This window comes from Bacteroides sp. GD17, from assembly GCF_038448625.1.
Taxonomy (GTDB): domain Bacteria; phylum Bacteroidota; class Bacteroidia; order Bacteroidales; family Bacteroidaceae; genus Bacteroides.
Genome location: NZ_JBCEZS010000003.1, coordinates 141068 through 159310, shown reverse-complemented (window position 1 = coordinate 159310; position 18243 = coordinate 141068). Strand labels below are relative to the sequence as shown.

The 18243-nt window shown below is 45.0% G+C and carries 14 protein-coding genes; 4 read left to right on the top strand and 10 right to left on the bottom strand.

Annotated elements, in window-relative coordinates:
• Window positions 1-92: 92 nt before the first annotated feature.
• A complete protein-coding gene (locus tag AAE250_RS06185; protein WP_294600576.1) occupies window positions 93-2096 on the bottom strand; it encodes a sensor histidine kinase in 2004 nt (667 codons plus the stop codon).
• Window positions 2097-2241: 145 nt separating this feature from the next.
• Window positions 2242-2493, bottom strand: a complete 252-nt coding sequence (locus AAE250_RS06180) for a type B 50S ribosomal protein L31 (protein WP_005835945.1) — start codon at window positions 2491-2493, stop codon at window positions 2242-2244.
• A 177-nt stretch (window positions 2494-2670) separates the two neighbouring features.
• Here AAE250_RS06180 and AAE250_RS06175 point away from each other — a divergent pair, with 177 nt between their 5' ends.
• Window positions 2671-3678 carry an endonuclease/exonuclease/phosphatase family protein gene (locus AAE250_RS06175; RefSeq protein ID WP_294600590.1) on the top strand — a complete coding sequence of 336 codons (1008 nt, stop codon included), beginning with the start codon at window positions 2671-2673 and terminating at the stop codon, window positions 3676-3678.
• A gap of 129 nt (window positions 3679-3807) precedes the next feature.
• On the opposite strand, the gene AAE250_RS06170 is transcribed toward AAE250_RS06175, so the two are convergent.
• Complete coding sequence (locus AAE250_RS06170) at window positions 3808-5289, bottom strand: glycoside hydrolase family 30 protein (protein ID WP_294600592.1); 1482 nt, start codon at window positions 5287-5289, stop codon at window positions 3808-3810.
• A 259-nt stretch (window positions 5290-5548) separates the two neighbouring features.
• Here AAE250_RS06170 and AAE250_RS06165 point away from each other — a divergent pair, with 259 nt between their 5' ends.
• Complete coding sequence (locus AAE250_RS06165) at window positions 5549-6553, top strand: class II fructose-bisphosphate aldolase (RefSeq protein ID WP_294600594.1); 1005 nt, start codon at window positions 5549-5551, stop codon at window positions 6551-6553.
• 367 nt (window positions 6554-6920) lie between these two features.
• On the opposite strand, the gene AAE250_RS06160 is transcribed toward AAE250_RS06165, so the two are convergent.
• The 7 genes from AAE250_RS06160 to mce all read right to left on the bottom strand — a co-directional run bounded on the left by AAE250_RS06160 (window position 6921) and on the right by mce (window position 15017).
• Entirely contained in the window at window positions 6921-8771 is a 1851-nt protein-coding gene (locus AAE250_RS06160; protein WP_294600596.1) for a glycoside hydrolase family 13 protein, read from the bottom strand.
• A gap of 112 nt (window positions 8772-8883) precedes the next feature.
• Window positions 8884-10236 carry a tetratricopeptide repeat protein gene (locus AAE250_RS06155; RefSeq protein ID WP_294600598.1) on the bottom strand — a complete coding sequence of 451 codons (1353 nt, stop codon included), beginning with the start codon at window positions 10234-10236 and terminating at the stop codon, window positions 8884-8886.
• A gap of 162 nt (window positions 10237-10398) precedes the next feature.
• On the bottom strand, window positions 10399-11559 hold the full coding sequence (locus AAE250_RS06150) for a sodium ion-translocating decarboxylase subunit beta (protein WP_294600600.1): 1161 nt from the start codon (window positions 11557-11559) through the stop codon (window positions 10399-10401).
• A gap of 1 nt (window position 11560) precedes the next feature.
• Window positions 11561-11992, bottom strand: coding sequence for an acetyl-CoA carboxylase biotin carboxyl carrier protein (locus AAE250_RS06145; protein ID WP_294600602.1), 432 nt, complete (start codon window positions 11990-11992; stop codon window positions 11561-11563).
• A gap of 24 nt (window positions 11993-12016) precedes the next feature.
• Window positions 12017-12949: an OadG family transporter subunit gene (locus AAE250_RS06140; RefSeq protein ID WP_294600604.1), complete on the bottom strand. Its 933-nt coding sequence runs from the start codon at window positions 12947-12949 to the stop codon at window positions 12017-12019.
• Between the two features lie 31 nt (window positions 12950-12980).
• Window positions 12981-14534: an acyl-CoA carboxylase subunit beta gene (locus tag AAE250_RS06135; RefSeq protein ID WP_342288788.1), complete on the bottom strand. Its 1554-nt coding sequence runs from the start codon at window positions 14532-14534 to the stop codon at window positions 12981-12983.
• Window positions 14535-14603: 69 nt separating this feature from the next.
• The gene (gene mce / locus AAE250_RS06130) at window positions 14604-15017 is read right to left on the bottom strand and encodes a methylmalonyl-CoA epimerase (protein WP_294600608.1); all 414 of its coding nucleotides are present in this window, start codon (window positions 15015-15017) and stop codon (window positions 14604-14606) included.
• A gap of 271 nt (window positions 15018-15288) precedes the next feature.
• On the opposite strand from mce, the gene AAE250_RS06125 reads away from it, so the two are divergent.
• Complete coding sequence (locus tag AAE250_RS06125; RefSeq protein WP_294600610.1) at window positions 15289-16776, top strand: TolC family protein; 1488 nt, start codon at window positions 15289-15291, stop codon at window positions 16774-16776.
• A 102-nt stretch (window positions 16777-16878) separates the two neighbouring features.
• Window positions 16879-18237: a sigma-54-dependent transcriptional regulator gene (locus tag AAE250_RS06120; protein WP_294600612.1), complete on the top strand. Its 1359-nt coding sequence runs from the start codon at window positions 16879-16881 to the stop codon at window positions 18235-18237.
• Window positions 18238-18243 lie beyond the last annotated feature (6 nt).

The following is an 18243-nucleotide window of genomic DNA, read 5'->3' as shown; positions in this document are numbered from 1 at the left end:
TGATTTTGATGATACAAAAATAGGAAAGGTTTTTCTCCCCTTCCTATCTTTTTTCCTATTCTATGGTAGGAATTCCCCTATAAATGAATGTATTACTCTTCGTTTCTCTCCGGTGCCGATTGCCGCAATGGATGCTCAACGACAAACAGACATCCCGGATGGTAATTGTCATCCAAATAGATACGTGCTCCAATGCGCTCTGCCAGGATGCGGCATAAAGCTAATCCGAGTCCGGCGCCGGGGACAAAGCTGTCTACTTTATAGAAGCGCTCGAATATTTTTTCTTTCAATTCGCTGCTAACGCCGGGACCTGTATCCCGTACATAGAAGTACAATTTTTCTTCTTTTTCATCCACTTCATATTTCAGTTCTACTTCACCGTTCGTTGTGAATTTCAGTGCATTATGCAGCAAGTTGCTGATTATTTGGTGAATGACATACTCATTGGAAGAGAATATCAGATTTGTATTTCCCGGAGTATAGAACAACTTTACACCCGGTTGGGTGTGTTCGGACATTTCGTGAATGATGGTACGGCAACAGGCGTCAACAGAAATATCTTCACATTGCAATGTTTCACTCTCGCTGTCGAGGTTAGCGATGTAGAGTATGTCGCTGATTATTTTCAATAAGTTGTCGCTGTTCTTCTTGATGGTACCACTGATTTCCTTGATTTCTTCCGGGCTCATTTGTATTTGCGAGAGGCATTCGGAGAAGCCTACAATGGAGTTCAGCGGAGTGCGTATTTCATGGTTCATGTTCTGTATGAAAGCAGTTTTAATAATTTGCGCCTGCTGTACTCTTTCATTGGCTTGTTTCAGTTCGTCGGTTTGCTTTTGCAGAATGCGGTTTACTTTCAGCTTGTGCAGGTAGAACTTTACTCCGATGACCAGGGTACATAGCAATACAAAAATGAGGACACACGCATAGATGAACTGAATATTACGCGCTTTCAGACTGGACTTTTGGGCTTCCAGTTCCAGTTTGTTCATGTTGTAACGGGTAGATAGCTCGTTGAGTTGCTGTCGCGTGTCTGCTTTGACGAGTGAATCACCCAATGTGGCATAGGTATTCATCACATCAAAAGCTTCTTTGTATTTGCCTATTTCATATAGGTTGAATGCCATGTTGTGATACATCCTTTTGAGGTTGACCATATCGTGAACGCTTTTATAGTAGTGGGCTCCGGAATCTTGATAAGCGATGACGGTGGACATGTCGTTTTTGATCGTAGCATATTTTTCTTTGGTGTTGTACAGGTACATACGGGGGGTATTGGGGTACTCTTTGTACAAATCATCTATTTCTTTCATATACTTTTTCAGCGTGGAAGTGTCTTGGAGACTTGTGAATACATTGGCAGCCATATCTTTAATCATAGCAATAGTAACAGGCTTCATTAATGGTTTCCCATCAGAAAATGCATTGGCCAGCGAGTCCAGATGATAGAAAGTCTGCTTGGCCTCAGGCAGCTGTTTCATAAATTCTAAAATAGTTATGTAGTTGGCTGTCAGTGTACTGTATTCACTCCAGTATTTAAGTTCTTCGAACAGTTGCATGGCTTGCTCTATATAAGGTTTCGCCTTTTCATAATCTCCTTCAGTGCCGTAAAAGTCTCCTAAGACATTGAGGCTAAATGCTAAGCCAATTTTACTCTTTTTAGAATTGGCCTCATTATACATCTTATTTACTTCCTCTATTTCTTTCTGGTCATTTTGGGAGAATATAATGCTCATACATAAATAGTACCAGTTTCTATAGTAACCTTTTTCGTAATTCAAGCGTTGACAGATATCTTTGATGATAGGTGTGTACTTTTTTACGCTGTCCACATCACCTTGATAATAATGGAAGTAATTGCGATCTTGATACAAATAGTATAAATCAATATCACGGTTTCCTATTTGGTTATCGATCTTTTTTTTGATTTCGTTCCACCGTGATAGATAGGCAGCTCGCTGATAACGGTATTCTTTCAATTCTGCAAATATGGAAGGAATGGAATCCGGCTGGAATTCTATTGTTTTCTCCGCTCTTATCGGCGATGGCAATAAAAGGGTGAAGAATGTTATAATCAGAAATATGTAGCTTTTCATATTATTAGCATTGCACTGTGTTGTTAGCTTGCACGTGTATCATCTCTTTACAAAGATAGATAATAAAAGTAATAGGTGTATCTTTTATCCCAACAAAAAAGGGAGGCTTTTGTCAAAACCTCCCTTTTTTAGCTTTTAAGGCTATTTATTTCTTGCGGTTGCCGTAGCGGCTCATGAACTTATCAACGCGTCCTGCTGTATCGACCAACTTAGACTTACCAGTGTAGAACGGGTGAGAAGTGCTGGAGATTTCAAGTTTTACCAACGGATAAGTTTCACCTTCGAATTCAATAGTCTCTTTCGTGTTGCAAGTAGAACGAGACAAGAATACATCACCATTTGACATATCTTTGAATACTACCGGACGGTAATTTTCAGGATGAATACCTTTTTTCATTTCGATATTTGTTTTTAAAATTTATATTCTGTTACTATTTTGGTAATAAATAGTGTAATGGTCTTTTTCGAGCTGCAAAGATAATGGATTTCTCTGAAACGGGAAAAAAGTTTCAAGAAAAAATAGGTTTATCTCGTTTTATTTCTGATTTTTGCAGGGAATTAATCTTTTAAATTTATGAAGAAACTACTTATTTTATTCTCTTTCTTGCTCTGCATTACTACTTTGGGAGCACAGAATACGGAACGGGAACTGTATAGTGTCGCGTTCTATAATCTTGAAAATTTATTTGATACGATTCATGATGTCGGTAAGAATGATTATGAGTTCTTGCCTGATGGAAGTTATCAATGGACGGCGAAGAAATATGAAGCCAAACTGAAGAATCTGGCTAAAGTCCTCGGTTCTCTTTCGCGCGACCTGGTGCCGGAGGGACCGGCCTTTATCGGGGTGGCAGAGGTGGAGAATCGCAATGTGCTGACTGATTTGGTGAAACAGCCTGCTATTTCTAATTATGAGTTTGTGCATTATGAAGGACCGGACAAGCGGGGCATAGATTGTGCATTATTATATGATCCGAAACAGTTCAGCATTACTGACTCCAAATTGGTGCTTTCTACCCCTTTCCAAGGTGATACGGTGCACTTGACACGTGGTTTCCTGATTGTAGACGGGCAGTTGGCTGGAGAGCGTGTCTGCGTCATTGTCAATCACTGGCCGTCACGAGGAGCCCAGTCTCCGGTACGTGTACATGCTGCCAAGCAGGTGAAGGCGTTGAAAGATTCACTGATGCGTGAAGACAAAAAGCTGAAACTCATTGTGATGGGAGATATGAATGATGATCCTATGGATGAGAGCATGCAGGAACTTGGGGCACGTAAATATCCGAAGCAGGTGAAGAAAGGTGAGTTCTTTAATCCCTGGTGGGAAACATTGGAAGATAAAGGTGTAGGAACATTGCTTTATCGGGGTAAATGGAATCTGTTCGACCAGATTGTTATTTCAAAACCGCTGTTGAAGGCAAAGAAAGGATTACGTTATGACCATAACGAGGTGTTTATACGCGATTATCTGATTCAGCAGGATGGAAAATATAAAGGCTCTCCACTCCGCACGCACGGTGGAAGAACCTGGCTGAATGGGTACAGTGACCATTTGCCGACGATAATCTATTTGAGAAAATAAACAAAGTATCTGTCATTCAGAGCGAAGCGAAGAATCCCTTCACCCTTTACAAAGGAGAGTAGATTCTTCGCTTCGCTCTGAATGACAGATAGATATACTAGCTAATAAATAAAAACAAGGAAAGTGTTTTTACTTATTGATTACAAGCGTATTCAGTGAATTAGCCGGCAAAGAAGCCGTATAGTTATTTCCTTCAATATTGATAGTTACCTTTTGCTCTGTTCCTTCCGAATTTCCTGCAATCAATACAATACTTTTATCCGGATTGATAAAACACAGCGCATCTTTATAATTGCCATCCAACTCTATGCGCCGTGCGCCGGAAAGCACATAATGACTGGCATGCTTCATCACATAATATTCCGGAGTATAAGTATAGGTACGCGTAGAATCATCGACCACTACCAATGAATTTTGTGCCCACCCCCAGCGGCTGATACCGCCTTTCAAAAGCGATGTGTTCCAGTAAGTATATACCGATACGCCATTGTTGAGGTAATGTTTCATCAAATCCCATGAATGGAGGGCGCCTTTCCAGTCATTCTTTCCGTCGCCGCATTCTTGTTCCGTCTGATACAGTTTCATGTCCGGATATTTTTGGTATACTCCGGGAAGTGCATCTTTGCCGGCCCACTGAAAACCTACTCCTTTTATGTAGCGGGCGCAATCCTTATCCTGCAGAATCGTATCTACCAATGCCACATTCGGGCGCTCCATTGTTCCAAACATAACGTCTACTCCTTTAGCCTCCATGGCCGGTCCTAAATACTGACCGACGAATTTTGCCAGACCTTTGGCAGTCCAGCAACAACTTGGAAATATCTGAGCCGAATTGAATTCGTTCTGAGGCATTACGGCAAATATGTCTATGTTCTCGGCACGGTATGCATCGATGAATTTGGAGAAGTATAAAGCGTATGCTTCCATATACTTGTCATCCTGGATGAACATATCCGTACCTTCTGCACCTTGCCTGTCTTCCGGCAGTTCGTTGTCTATCACCTTATACATATAGGTGCTTTCGCCCGACTTTGCCCGGTCGCTGAGCTGGCGTGCTGCCGAGGGAGTGGAGCGGCTGGCATAGTGCTTGTTGTATTTCATCCACGTAGGCGGACACCAGGGAGAAGCCCATATCCGAATGTCGGGGTTGAATTGTTTGGCGGCATTGATAAACGGAATAAGTGTCTTCCGGTCGTTTTCTATTGAAAAGTTTTTCATCTCGAAATCGCCATCGGTTTCGTTGTATGAGTACCAGTCAATGGAGAAGTCATTGGCAGCTACCGGCATACGGCAGATTTTAAAGTTGGCTCCTGCACCCGGGGTGAACATTTCGTTTAAAATGTCTTCGCGTTCGTTGCTGTCCAGCAGGTTTAAGGAAGTCCATCCCAATTCGTTGAAGCAGGTGCCGAAGCCTTCAATGGCTTGTGCCGTTTGGGATGTATTGATTTTTATGACGTTCTCAGTCACCTCTTGTGTAATGTTACTTGTCGGAAGCGTCTGCCAGGGTTGCGAGTAAGTAGTACTGATCCATTCGCTGACTTGAGGCTGGGGCTGGCATGCAGTCAGAAGTCCAAGACAACATGCTCCTAATAGTGTAAGTTTGTTTTTCATAAGAATGTGGTTATTATTATATTCTCGTAATGTGGTTTCGGCTACAATGTTAATCAAAAAAGCCGGGAATGGCAAATATAATGACGCATAATGTAACATGGAGATTACAATATATTGTTAAATACCTGCAATAGCTTTGAAATAGATTTTATTTGAAGGGCAATATGCAATAATTTATCGTAGTCTTGCTATTCTTTTTAAAGGATAATGATTACTTTTGCGTAGAATTTTTATTCACTAACAATAAACTTTAAACAAAATGGTAAATTACAAAGATTTAGGACTGGTAAACACGAGAGATATGTTTGCTAAGGCTATTAAGGGTGGATATGCTATTCCGGCATTCAACTTCAACAATATGGAACAGATGCAAGCCATCATCAAGGCTGCTGTAGAAACTAAATCTCCTGTGATTCTTCAGGTTTCTAAAGGTGCTCGTCAGTATGCCAATGCTACTTTGCTGCGTTACATGGCTCAAGGTGCTGTAGAATATGCTAAAGAATTGGGTTGCGCACATCCTGAGATCGTTCTTCACCTCGATCACGGAGATACTTTCGAAACTTGCAAGTCTTGTATTGACTCTGGCTTCTCTTCAGTAATGATCGACGGTTCTCATCTGCCTTATGATGAAAACGTTGCTCTGACTAAGAAGGTCGTAGAATATGCTCACCAATTCGATGTAACTGTAGAAGGTGAACTCGGTGTATTGGCAGGTGTAGAAGACGAAGTTTCTTCTGACCACCACACTTATACTGAACCTGATGAAGTAGTAGACTTCGTTACTAAGACTGGTTGCGACAGCTTGGCTATCTCTATCGGTACTTCTCACGGTGCTTACAAATTCACTCCGGAACAGTGCCACATCGATCCGGCAACTGGCCGTATGGTTCCTCCTCCGTTGGCATTCAACGTATTGGATGCTGTAATGAAAGAACTTCCGGGCTTCCCTATCGTACTGCACGGTTCTTCTTCAGTTCCCGAAGAAGAAGTTGAGACAATCAACAAATATGGTGGTGCATTGAAGGCTGCTATCGGTATTCCCGAAGAAGAATTGCGTAAGGCTGCCAAGTCTGCAGTTTGCAAGATCAACATCGACTCAGACTCTCGTCTGGCTATGACCGCTGCTATTCGCAAAGTATTTGCTGAGAAACCGGCAGAATTCGACCCGCGTAAGTATCTGGGCCCGGCTCGTGACAATATGGAGAAACTGTACAAGCACAAAATCATCAATGTACTTGGTTCAGACAATAAGCTGGCTGAATAAGAGCTAAGTTTCCAATTATATTAAAAACAATTAGCCCTTGCAATATGAATTTATTGCAAGGGCTAAATTTTATTATTGCAAGAGGAAAATGATAATTTAGCGCAGCAAAGCTTTAGCGCAGCAAGCCTGAAAGGCTTTTATCTATTAGCCCAGGGCAACGCCCTGGGTAATAATGCACCTCTATCTCTGCGCCCTGAAAGGGCAAAAGCCCGTTATACAATCTTATGCCCTTTCAGGGCGTAAGGTGAAGGGGCGTTCTTAAACCCAGGGCGTTGCCCTGGGCTGATAGCTGGAAGCCTTTCAGGCATTGCTGCGCAAGTAATCCGAATGGAAACCTTGCTCCAGCGCTACGCTGGTAAATTCCCATTTATAATTCAATCACCAGCGATTCCCTCGGTGCCATCTTCAACTCTTCATCGAAAGCAATGGTCTTACCACTAAGGATATCTTTTCCTTGTTTGCTGTCTTTCAGCACTTCTTTGTAGAATTTCAAGGGTACGGTGGTTTCGGTATCTGTTCCGTTCAGCATCACGAATACGGTTTTGCCTTCGTATTGGCGGGCATAGGCATATACGCCGTTCTGAACCATGAACTGTACCATACTGCCTTTGGCAATGACATCGTTGCCTTTGCGCCAGTTCAATAAGGTCTTGTAGAAGTTATAGCAATCATTCTGTAGTTTGCTGCGTCCTTCGGTGGTCAGTGCAGTCTCTTTATCGTCGGCCCAGCCACCGGGGAAGTCCTTGCGGACGTAGCCGTCGCTTTTGCTCTTTACGCCATTCATCATGATTTCTGTTCCGTAGTAAAGTTGCGGAATACGGCGGGTGGTGAGTAGTAGGGTAGAGGCTTGTTTCAGCATCGGGAGGTTGTCGCCTTCGCCCAGGAAGCGGTCGGTGTCGTGGTTCTCGATGAAAGCCAGCACGGAAGCAGGGTTGGGGTAGAGGAAGTCGTAAGCAAAATTGTTGTATACACGATCCAGACCTTTGAACCAGGTTTCTGTCTCTTCTGTCTTGGCGATATTTATTTTGTCGAAGAAGCTGAAGTCCATAACGGTTTTCAGATTACTGTTCTTGGGGGCGGACAGTTTGGAATCCATTTGCCACCAGGCAGTGTAGGCAGGTTCGGTAACCCAGGTTTCACCTACGGTGTTGTAGTTGGGATATTCTTCGTTCAGTTCTTTCATCCAGTTGCTCATGGCGTCATAGTCTGCATACGGATAAGTGTCCATGCGGATGCCGTCGATGCTGGCGTACTCAATCCACCAGAAACTATTCTGAACCAGGTAGCGGTATACGTGCGGGTTCTTTTGGTTGAGGTCCGGCATAGCAGTTACAAACCAACCGTCGTTCATCTGGTCGAAGTCATATTTGGAGGTATAAGGATCTACATGCGGAGTCAATTTGAAGGAAGTCTGTACGAAGTTCTTTTCATGATCCGGGTTGTTGAACCAATCTTTAGAAGGCATGTCCTTGATCCAAACATGTTCTACGCCGCAATGGTTGAAGATCATATCCATTACAATCTTGATGCCGCGTGCATGAGATTTTTCAATCAACTGCTTGTATTCTTCGTTAGTGCCGAAACGCGGGTCTACTTTGTAGTAGTCGGTGGTGGCATAACCGTGGTAGGAACCGCCGGTCATATCGTTTTCCAGTACCGGAGTGAACCAGAGAGCGGTTATTCCTAAATCGGAGAAATAATCGAGGTGCTGTTCGATGCCGGCGAGGTCGCCGCCGTGGCGGGCATTGGGATCGTTGCGGTCTACTTTGTATTCGGCCATGCCGGGAATCTGGTCGTTGTCCGGATTACCGTTGGCAAAGCGGTCGGGCATCAGCAGGTACAGAGCATCGGAGGCATCGAAGCCTTTGTGCTCGCAACCTTTCTTGGCACGGGCCTTTAACTCATATTCCTTCACGAGTTTCTTCTTGCCTTCGGTGAAGGTAAGAGTCATCTTGCCGGGTTTTACGTCTTTGTCCAGTTTCAGATAAACCAGCAAATAATTGTTGCTTTCCAGCTTGACTGTACTGCTCAATGATACGCCCGGGTAGTTGACGGATACCGACGCATTTCCGATACCCTCGCCATACACCATCAATTGCAGTTCGGGATTCTGCATTCCGGCATACCAAAACGGAGGATCAATTTTGTTAACGTTCATAGCTGCATACGTGCTGAGGGAAAGTAGGATTGTTCCCAGAATTAAGAATACTTTTTTCATGATAGTCGTTTTACGGTTATTTTTGTGCTAATTTAAAACAAATAGCGGAGAAAGTTGGTCTTTCTCCGCTAACTATACTTTATTATATTATGCAAACGTTTTCAGTAACTCCTTATTTTATCGGAGCAACGTTGGCTGTATCGACTTTTCCTTTGAAGAAATCTTCCTTTTTCCGACGTTCCCGGATGTCTTTCAACCAGTTTTCGGCAGCATTATACCGATTGTTTTCTCCGATGATGGGTACTCCGTCACTATCTACTTCTTGTACGGCTCCCTTACCGCTCTTCGGGCGGGTTTTCAGATAGGCTTCCAGGCATTGCTCGGCTTTGGGAACATTCTTTAGTTGATAATAATAGACGAAGGCGGCGTCGTATAGCAGTTTATGATTGTTCCGGTCGTATTCATTGTATTGCTCCAGGAGGGTATTTGCTTGTTCCTGGAATTGGAATGCCATTTTGTAGCAGTCTGCAAGTCCCACATAGAGGCGTGACATAACGCTGTCGCCGGGCATGGCTATGTTGACGGCTGTTTTCAGATATTCCACACCTTCATCTTTCCACGAAGTCTTGGAGCAGGCGCGTCCCAGATAGTAGAGCACGTTGATGTTGGTGCCGTCATCCTTGAGAGCCCGTTCCAGCAAGTCGTGTGCCGGGTAGAAGTCTTCGATGGCATAGTAGCTGATTCCGGCGTAAAAGCAGGTCTGGAAGGTGCTGTCTTGCTCTTGAAGCAGTTGTTCGTACCTTTCTATTGCCTTTGGATAGTCTTTGTTCAGGCAGTAGGCTTGCGCATTGACACGATTCACGAGGATGTTGGTGGAGTCTATGGTGCGATATTTTTCTGTTATTTCTATCGCATCTTCAAGCTGGCGTCCTGCCACATATATATTTCCGAGTTTGGCAGCCGACAGATAATCTTCAGGGTATCTTCTCTGTATATCCTGGTAGGCTTCTATTACACGCATAATTTCGGAATTGTCGTAGACGTGACTCATGCTTTCAGCCCTTAGGTGCAGCACATAGGCAGAACTGTCTTTCTCTGCCAGCAGGTTACTTTCTTCCAGAGATTCCTTGTATCTTTTCATGCCCATCAGCAGGCTGATGTATTGGAGGCGTACATATTTATTGTCCGGATTCAGTTTTAATGCGCTTTGGTAATAATCCAATGCTTCTCTGTATTTAGCCAGAGATTTACTACATTCGGCAGCTTCAATATAAGCACGGGGATTCAAAGAATCTTGCGCTACGATTTCCTGGAATACCAGTAAAGCCTTGTCATTGCTTCCTAAACCTTTCAATGCTTTCCCTTTTTGGTAGAGCAGTGGGATAGTCGGCGTTTCCTGTTCAATGAGGGACAGTGCCGTTTCGTAATCATAATTAGCCATTGCTTCCTGAATAGGGTTGATATTCTGTGCTGCCAGGAAGGAGCAACAAGCGCTGAGACATAAGGAGATAAGAAGTTTTCTCATATTATTTGTCTTTAGAGTGTAGTAAAACTGCGTGCAAGTTACTAAAAAGAATGAATTTACGAAATAATCGTAATGTGTTTTAGATAGATTAACGAATAAAAGAAGCGCCCTTCCCGTAAAGGAAAGAGCGCTTCATATTGTATTTATTAATTCCGAATGCGGCTACATCAAGAATCCCAGCAAGATACCGGCTGCTACGGCAGAACCGATTACACCTGCTACGTTCGGACCCATAGCATGCATCAGCAAGTAGTTCGTCGGGTCGTATTCCAAACCAACTACCTGAGAGATACGTGCAGAGTCGGGCACGGCAGATACACCGGCATTACCGATCAACGGATTAATCTTGTTGCCCTTCTTCAAGAAGATGTTAAAGAGTTTCACGAAGAGTACACCGGATGCAGTGGCAATAACGAATGACAATGCACCGAGACCGAAGATCTTGATTGAATCCAGTGTCAGGAACTCAGATGCTTGTGTAGAAGCACCTACCGTCAGACCGAGCAGGATGGTGATCGTATCAATCAACGGACCACTGGCAGTATTTGCCAAACGACGTGTCACACCACTTTCTTTCAACAGGTTACCGAAGAACAGCATACCCAGCAAAGGCAGACCGGACGGTACCAGGAACGTAGTAAGCAACAGACCTACAATCGGGAATATTACCTTCTCCGTATGAGATACAACGCGCGGCGGTTTCATGCGGATGAGACGTTCGTTCTTACTGGTCAGCCATCGCATGATAGGCGGTTGTATCACCGGTACCAACGCCATGTATGAGTAGGCTGATACCGCAATAGCACCCATCAGGTTAGGAGCCAGCTTGGAAGAAAGGAAGATAGCGGTCGGACCATCGGCACCACCGATGATACCGATTGCACCGGCTTGCATCGGATCGAATCCTATTGCAAGGGCAATCATATACGCACCGAAAATACCGAATTGGGCGGCAGCACCTACCAGCATCAGCTTCGGGTTCGATATCAAGGCGGAGAAGTCCGTCATGGCACCGATACCCAGGAAAATGAGTGGCGGATACCAGCCGGAGGTTACTCCCTGATACAGAATGTTAAGTACAGAACCTTCCTCATAGATACCCACTTTCAGTCCGGCATCCATATTGAAGGGGATATTACCGATGAGCATACCGAAACCGATAGGAATCAGCAGCATCGGTTCAAATTCCTTGGCAACAGCCAGGTATATGAAGAACAAACCTACCAGGAGCATGACGACGTGTCCCACCGTTGCATTGGCAAAACCCGTATAAGTCCAGAAGTCGGCAAGGTTGTTTCCTAAAAATGTGATAAATTCTCCCATATTATTCAATAATTACGAGGTCAGTACCTTCGAGAACCGAATCTCCTTTACTTACATTAATAGCGGTAATCTTACCATCCTTGTCGGCATTGATATTGTTTTCCATCTTCATTGCTTCCAGAATGATGATGACTTGCCCTTTTTTCACTGTATCGCCTACATTAACCTTAATGTCGAGGATTACACCGGGCAGCGGAGACTTCACGCCGGACTTGCCGGTAGAAGCTGCAGCAGGCTTAACAACCTGAGTGGTAGGAGCAGCCGGAGCAGTGGAAACCGGACGAACTACCGGTTTCATGGCTACTTTCGGTGCCTTCTCCATTTCAACCTTATAGGGCGTACCGTTCACTTCTACATGAGCGATATTATCTTCAATATCTCCAATGGCAACCTTATATGTGTTACCGTTAATTTTATATTTATATTCTTTCATCGTTTTATCTTTTTATAGGTAACTTTACTTTCTGTGAGGGGTTTCACGCAATGTATAAATCTTGGAACTCCACGGTGAATAGCTGCGTTTTACGCGGGTGATGGTAAGCACAGTATCTTCCACATCGTGTACGTCGCTCTGCATTTCGTGCATAGCCATGGCAATGGCAGCGAATACTTCGCCCGGAGCCTGACCTAATTGTTTTTCCTTGGCTTCTTGCTTGTCGGTGATACCTTTTGCCTTCATGGCATTGCGTGCGCTGAGGCTTACAGATACCTTGCCTACAATTTTGAAGGAAAGGAAAAGAAGAATCAATCCGCAGAATACCACACTCATAGCAGAAATAGCCATACCGATACCTACACTGTCATGCTCTTCAAACTTTTCCATCTTGGCATTGCTGTCGATGGTTTTGTTATTAGTGCTCGGAGTCACATATTTATCTTCACTTGCACCCTTCACTTCCCAATTCTCGGCTGCATCGCTGACGCGAGCATACGATTGGTTAGCTTTCAATGTACCGGCAGGTATTGTAACCTGGTCCAACAGTTTCTTACCGGAGTCATATAAACCAATCCAGTTAGAATTTTGGGCGTCCAGCTTGAAATTGGTGTGGAATGTACCCCGTTTGGGTTCTCCATCAGCCCAGAACAATGCATGCTGACGAGGTTTTACCACAGTCAGGATGTCACCTTTAGGGATAAAATAACTGATTGTGTCGCCCGGCTGACTACTGCACTTCAAGTAGCAACCCGCAAGGTCGGCACTACCGAATGATCTGTTGAATATTTCAATCCATGCGTTGTGCAAGCCGTAGTCATCCTGGAAGTTGCTTTCATTTTCAATCAGCACTTCATTCAGCAACAACTTGTTGTTCGATCTCTGCTCCTTACAGGAAGAGCAGAAGCCTAACACCAGCATCAATGAAAGGAATATTCCGATTTTTGTTTTATTCATAATCGTTCTTGTTTTAATGTAAAAAGCCTGATTACAAAGGAATATTACCATGCTTCTTAGCCGGGTTAGTCAATTTCTTAGTTTGCAACTGTTGCAGGGCGCGGATGATGCGGAAACGTGTGTTACGCGGTTCGATAACATCGTCAATGTAACCATACTTGGCTGCATTATAAGGATTAGCAAACAACTTGGTGTATTCGGCTTCTTTTTCTGCGAGGAATTGTGCCGGATTCTCCTGTTCTTTGGCTTCGCGGGCATACAATACTTCTACGGCACCTGCACCACCCATTACGGCGATTTCGGCAGTAGGCCATGCATAGTTCATGTCACCACGGAGTTGCTTACAGCTCATCACGATGTGAGAACCACCGTAAGACTTACGCAGCGTGATAGTTACTTTAGGTACGGTAGCTTCACCGTAAGCATACAGCAACTTGGCACCGTGCAGAATTACACCGTTGTATTCCTGGCCGGTTCCGGGGAGGAATCCCGGTACGTCTACCAATGATACGATAGGAATATTGAAGGCGTCGCAGAAACGAACGAAGCGTGCACCCTTGCGAGATGCGTTGCTGTCGAGTACACCTGCCAGATATTTGGGCTGGTTGGCAACGATACCTACGGACTGGCCGTTGAAACGGGCAAAACCGATAATAATATTCTTGGAATAGTCTTTTTGGATTTCGAGGAACTCGCCGTTATCCACGATAGCACCGATTACTTCGTACATATCGTACGGCTTGTTCGGGTTATCAGGAATGATTTCGTTCAAGGAGTCTTCCAGACGGTCGATGGGGTCTGTACAATCTGCATAGGGAGCTTCTTCCAAGTTGTTTTGAGGAATATATCCCAGCAATCTGCGAATCAGAGCCAAACCTTCTTCTTCTGTCTTGGCAGTGAAGTGAGTAACGCCGGACTTCGTAGAGTGAACGCTTGCACCACCCAGGTTTTCCTGGCTTACATCTTCACCGGTTACAGTCTTCACAACCTTCGGACCGGTAAGGAACATATAAGATGTACCTTCCATCATCAGCGTGAAGTCCGTCAAAGCAGGAGAGTAAACAGCACCGCCGGCACAAGGACCGAAGATACCGGAAATCTGCGGGATAACACCGGAAGCAAGGATATTGCGTTGGAAGATTTCAGCATAACCTGCCAGAGCGTTGATACCTTCCTGGATACGTGCACCACCCGAGTCGTTGATACCGATACAAGGAGCACCCATCTTCATGGCTTGGTCCATAATCTTACAGATCTTCAAAGACATGGTTTCGGACAGAGAACCTGCAGAAACGGTAAAGTCTTGTGCAAAGATATAAACCAGACGGCCTTCGATAGTACCGCAACCGGTTACCACACCATCACCGGGATAGTGCTTCTTTTCCATGCCGAAGTTCGTGCATCTATGCTCTACGAACATATCCATTTCTTCGAAACTACCTTCATCGAGAAGCATGGCTATGCGCTCGCGAGCTGTATATTTACCTTTCTCGTGTTGCTTGGCAATCGCTTTTTCACCACCACCCAGACGTGCAGCGGTGCGGCGGTCTATAAGCTCTTTAATCTTTTCAAGTTGATTACTCATCTTACTTAAATTTATGATTTATAATTTTTGATTTATGATTTTGGGATTTATGATCTTAAATCATAAATCTTACGGCTTTTCGCAAAGTTCGGTCAATACACCGAGAGTTGATTTCGGGTGCAGGAATGCGATATTCAGACCTTCTGCACCTTTACGGGGAGCTTTGTCGATGAGGCGGATGCCTTTTTCTTCAACTGTGGCCAAAGCATTGGCTACTCCATCCTCTACTGCGAATGCCAAGTGGTGCATACCGCCGTTGCCATTGTTCTTTTCGATGAACTTGGCAATTGTACTTTCGGGAGAAGTCGGTTCCAGCAATTCGATTTTTACATCGCCTACTTTCAGGAAGGCAGTTCTAACTTTCTGGTCTTCTACTGTTTCAATGTTGTAGCACTTCAGACCTAAAACGTTTTCATAATACGGAAGGGCCTCTTCGATGCTCTTAACAGCGATGCCCAGATGCTCAATGTGTGAAATCTTCATAACTATATAAATTAATGTTGGTATTGATTCCTTTTTAAAGGGTGTAAAGTAGCGCAAAGAAAGAGATTTCTTCTAAAATAAAGAAATTTTTCGTCAATTAATTAATGGTTAATTGGAGTTTGGAAAGCTTTTTTTAGACTTTTGTTAGTTACATCGTCCGCTAACGAACATTCCTACTGTCCGAAAATGAACACTTTCCCCCTTGTAGTACCTCTCCAGCCAGTTGGCACACTCTTTGCTTTTCTATTCCCGATAATTTTAAAGACCGAACATGAAAAAGAATATTTTACTCGTAGCTTGTTTTTTGATGCCGTTGGCAACCATGGCACAGAATGATACCTTGGAACATGAACGCGACATAACTTTGGCTGAGGCCATCGCTTTGGCGCGTACGCAGTCTGTAGATGCTGCTGTGGCGCTGAATGAATTGAAAACAGCCTATTGGGAATACCGTACATTCCGCGCAGACTTATTGCCGGAGGTGAATTTTACCGGTACACTGCCTAATTATAAAAAGTCGTACAGCACTTATCAGAATTCCGATGGTTCCTACACCTTTGTCCGTAACAATACGATGGAACTGGACGGTCAGCTTTCTGTAGACCAGAACATCTGGATTACGGGAGGTAAGCTGTCGTTAACCTCTTCGCTCGATTACATCAAGCAATTGGGTTCCGGTGGAAGTAAGCAGTTCATGTCTGTCCCTGTGAGCCTTGAATTGACGCAGCCTATTTTTGGTGTGAACAACCTGAAGTGGAATCGCCGTATTGAGCCGGTGCGTTATGCCGAGGCAAAAGCAGCTTTTATTTCGGCCACGGAAGAAGTGACCATGAAAGCCATCACCTATTTCTTTAACCTGCTGCTGGCGAAAGAAGCCCTTGCCACGGCGCAACAGAATAAGGTGAATGCCGACCGCCTCTATGAAGTGGCGATAGCCAAACGAAAGATGGGGCAGATTTCGGAGAACGACTTGCTGCAACTGAAATTGAACTCCCTGCAGGGAAAGGCCGATGTGACTGAAGCCGAAAGTAATTTGAACGCCAGGATGTTCCAGCTCCGTTCTTTCCTTGGAGTGTCCGAACAAGAGATTTTGAGACCGGTATTGCCCACTTCAGTTCCCGATATTAAAATGGAGTACGACCGCGTATTGAACAAGGCGCTGGAACGCAACTCGTTTGCGCAGAACATTCGTCGCCGCCAGTTGGAAGCCGATTATGAGGTGGCTACGGCAAGAGGTAATCTGCGCAGTGTAGACCTTTTTGCCAGTATCGGTTATTCGGGCCAAAACCGCGAGTTTTCATCCGCCTATAGAGACTTGCTCGATAATCAGATTGTAGAGGTAGGCGTTAAGATTCCTATTCTCGACTGGGGAAAACGTCGCGGAAAAGTGCGGGTGGCCAAGAGTAACCGCGAAGTGGTTCTGTCCAAACTCCGTCAAGAACAGATGGACTTCAATCAGGACATCTTCCTGCTGGTAGCCAATTTTAATAATCAGGCACAGCAGTTGGGCATTGCCGAAGAAGCGGATGTGATTGCCGAAAAGCGTTACCAGACCAGCGTTGAAACGTTTATGATCGGTAAGATCAGTACACTGGATTTGAACGATGCGCAGAACTCCAAGGATGAAGCCCGCCAGAAACATATTTCCGAACTTTACTATTTCTGGTACTATTTTTATCAACTCCGCAGCCTGACGCTTTGGGATTTTGAGCAGAATACGGAATTGGAAGCTGACTTTGAAGATATCATAAGAGGATAATTTTTACCACAGATACTGCCACTTTTTAAAATAATCAGTGTTAATCTGTGCAATCTGTGGTTAAATTACTATTTTTGCAGGAAAACCAAACTGCAAATCGATATGATACTGATAATAGACGATGATAGTGCGGTGCGCTCTTCCCTTAGCTTTATGCTGAAGCGTGCCGGGTATGAAGTGAAGACAGCTCCCGGACCCCGCGAAGCCATGGACATTGTTCGTGCCGAGGCTCCTGCGTTGATATTGATGGATATGAACTTCACTCTTTCCACCACCGGAGAAGAGGGACTTACCTTATTGAAGCAAGTAAAAGTGTTCCGTCCCGATGTGCCCGTTATCCTGATGACAGCATGGGGAAGCATCCAGCTTGCCGTGCAAGGCATGCAGGCGGGAGCATTCGACTTCATCACTAAACCTTGGAACAATGCCGCCTTGCTGCAACGCATCGAAACAGCCCTTGAGCTGACTGCTGCTCCAAAGGACGTGCCGGAAGAACAAGCCACCACTCTGAACCGCAGCCATATCATCGGCAAGTCCCAAGGACTGATGGAAGTGCTGAACACCGTAGCGCGCATAGCCCGCACCAATGCTTCCGTACTGATTACGGGCGAGAGCGGAACCGGTAAGGAATTGATTGCCGAAGCCATCCACATCAACAGCCAACGGTTGAAGCAGCCTTTTGTAAAGGTCAACCTCGGCGGTATCTCGCAGAGTTTGTTCGAAAGCGAAATGTTCGGCCATAAGAAAGGTGCATTTACCGATGCCAGCGCCGACCGTATCGGCCGTTTTGAGATGGCAAACAAAGGAACTATTTTCCTGGATGAGATCGGTGACCTCGATCCGTCCTGCCAGGTGAAACTGCTGCGTGTGCTGCAAGACCAGACCTTCGAGGTGCTGGGCGACAGCCGTCCCCGCAAGGTCGATGTACGTGTAGTATCGGCCACCAATGCCGATTTGCGCAAGATGGTTTCCGAACGTACCTTCCGTGAAGACCTTTTCTATCGTATCAACCTGATAACCGTGAAACTTCCTTCCCTGCGCGAGCGCCGCGAAGATATCCCTTTGCTGGCACGTCACTTTGCCGACCGCCAGGCCGAAGTAAACGGTTTGCCCCGCACGGAATTCTCGGCAGATGCCTTGAACTTCCTTTCACGGCTGCCCTATCCGGGTAATATCCGCGAACTGAAGAACCTGGTGGAGCGCACAATCCTGGTCAGCGGCAAGTCGGTGCTGGATGCTGCCGATTTCGATGCCCAATACCTGCGCCACGACGAACCGGTAAAAGCCGCCGAAGGAACTTCGTTTGCAGGCATGACGCTGGACGAAATAGAGCGCCAGACTATTCTGCAAGCATTGGAGCAGCATAAAGGAAATCTCAGCCAGGTAGCTGTATCGCTGGGCATCAGCCGCGCTGCTCTTTACCGCCGCTTGGAGAAATACAACATAACGGTGAATGACTAATAACTG

What these genes read in the sequence shown, in the direction of transcription:
- AAE250_RS06145 (WP_294600602.1), bottom strand. Translation starts at nt 11,992, where the DNA reads ATGAAAGAATATAAATATAAAATTAACGGTAACACATATAAGGTTGCC.
- AAE250_RS06140 (WP_294600604.1), bottom strand. Translation starts at nt 12,949, where the DNA reads ATGAATAAAACAAAAATCGGAATATTCCTTTCATTGATGCTGGTGTTA.
- AAE250_RS06185 (WP_294600576.1), bottom strand. Translation starts at nt 2,096, where the DNA reads ATGAAAAGCTACATATTTCTGATTATAACATTCTTCACCCTTTTATTG.
- AAE250_RS06135 (WP_342288788.1), bottom strand. Translation starts at nt 14,534, where the DNA reads ATGAGTAATCAACTTGAAAAGATTAAAGAGCTTATAGACCGCCGCACC.
- AAE250_RS06170 (WP_294600592.1), bottom strand. Translation starts at nt 5,289, where the DNA reads ATGAAAAACAAACTTACACTATTAGGAGCATGTTGTCTTGGACTTCTG.
- AAE250_RS06125 (WP_294600610.1), top strand. Translation starts at nt 15,289, where the DNA reads ATGAAAAAGAATATTTTACTCGTAGCTTGTTTTTTGATGCCGTTGGCA.
- AAE250_RS06175 (WP_294600590.1), top strand. Translation starts at nt 2,671, where the DNA reads ATGAAGAAACTACTTATTTTATTCTCTTTCTTGCTCTGCATTACTACT.
- AAE250_RS06155 (WP_294600598.1), bottom strand. Translation starts at nt 10,236, where the DNA reads ATGAGAAAACTTCTTATCTCCTTATGTCTCAGCGCTTGTTGCTCCTTC.
- AAE250_RS06120 (WP_294600612.1), top strand. Translation starts at nt 16,879, where the DNA reads ATGATACTGATAATAGACGATGATAGTGCGGTGCGCTCTTCCCTTAGC.
- AAE250_RS06150 (WP_294600600.1), bottom strand. Translation starts at nt 11,559, where the DNA reads ATGGGAGAATTTATCACATTTTTAGGAAACAACCTTGCCGACTTCTGG.
- mce (WP_294600608.1), bottom strand. Translation starts at nt 15,017, where the DNA reads ATGAAGATTTCACACATTGAGCATCTGGGCATCGCTGTTAAGAGCATC.
- AAE250_RS06165 (WP_294600594.1), top strand. Translation starts at nt 5,549, where the DNA reads ATGGTAAATTACAAAGATTTAGGACTGGTAAACACGAGAGATATGTTT.
- AAE250_RS06180 (WP_005835945.1), bottom strand. Translation starts at nt 2,493, where the DNA reads ATGAAAAAAGGTATTCATCCTGAAAATTACCGTCCGGTAGTATTCAAA.
- AAE250_RS06160 (WP_294600596.1), bottom strand. Translation starts at nt 8,771, where the DNA reads ATGAAAAAAGTATTCTTAATTCTGGGAACAATCCTACTTTCCCTCAGC.